The 834-nt window shown below is 66.1% G+C and carries 2 protein-coding genes; one reads left to right on the top strand and one right to left on the bottom strand.

Going from position 1 to position 834, the window contains the following annotated elements:
- Window positions 1–416, top strand: a 416-nt coding sequence (locus ACQRC0_RS08780; RefSeq protein WP_427729326.1) for a transposase, incomplete at its 5' end; no start/stop codon positions are given.
- 155 nt (window positions 417–571) lie between these two features.
- On the opposite strand, the gene ACQRC0_RS08775 is transcribed toward ACQRC0_RS08780, so the two are convergent.
- A partial coding sequence (locus ACQRC0_RS08775) for an ATP-binding protein (protein ID WP_427729324.1) occupies window positions 572–834 on the bottom strand: 263 nt, incomplete at its 5' end.

Here is an 834-nt window from a genome sequence, read left to right as displayed (position 1 = left end):
ACCAGCTCGCCATCGAGCAGATCGAGGGGTTCTGCCCCAAGGCGGCCGAGGTGCTCGAGGAGGCCGAGGCCGACGCGCTGGCGTACCTCGACTTCCCCTACGAGCACCACGTCAGGCTGCGCACCAACAACGTTCAGGAGCGCGCCAACCGCGAGCTCAAGCGCCGCAGCCGCGTCGTCCAGGTGTTCCCGAGCAGAAAGTCGCTCATCAGGATGATGGGAGCGGTGTTCTCCGAGATGGACGAGGACTGGGCGGGCCGCCGCTGGTTCAACGACGACTCCATCGGCAGGGCCGTGGAGGGCGCCAAGGTGAACGCGCCCGCGCCCGCCTACGAGGGCACCGCCGCCGAGCATGCGGCCAGGATAATTGCGCTCGTGGTGGCCGACAACCCGATTCCCGGCAGGAAGGCGGCGTAGCATGCGCTAGAATGACGGCATTCTAGGTGATTCTCGGCTCCTCGGGCAGCCTGCGGCTACCCTCGAGAACCGAGCTCTACACCAACATTCGGGACACTACCGTTAGCGCAAAGGCGGTTTCACCGGTTGCGCTAACGTATTTTCACCGATTCCGGTCACGGCTTGACGTGGCCGTCCCTCGGCAGGTCCTTCAGCCTGTAGGACCTGCCGGTTATCTTGACCAGGAAGCAGTGGTGGCACACCCTGTCCGCGATCGCGCTCGCCGCCACGTCGTCCCCGAACGCCCTGCCCCAGCCGCTGATCCCCACGTTGGTGGTGATGATCGTCGAGCGCTGCTCGTAGCGCGTCGGTATCAGCTGGAACAGCAGGTCCGCGCCCGCGCTGCCGAGGCCGGGGTAGCCGAGCTCGTCGATGATCG

The organism is Collinsella sp. SGI.033, assembly GCF_050315135.1.
Lineage (GTDB): Bacteria > Actinomycetota > Coriobacteriia > Coriobacteriales > Coriobacteriaceae > Collinsella.
This window is presented reverse-complemented; position numbering and strand designations above follow the sequence as displayed.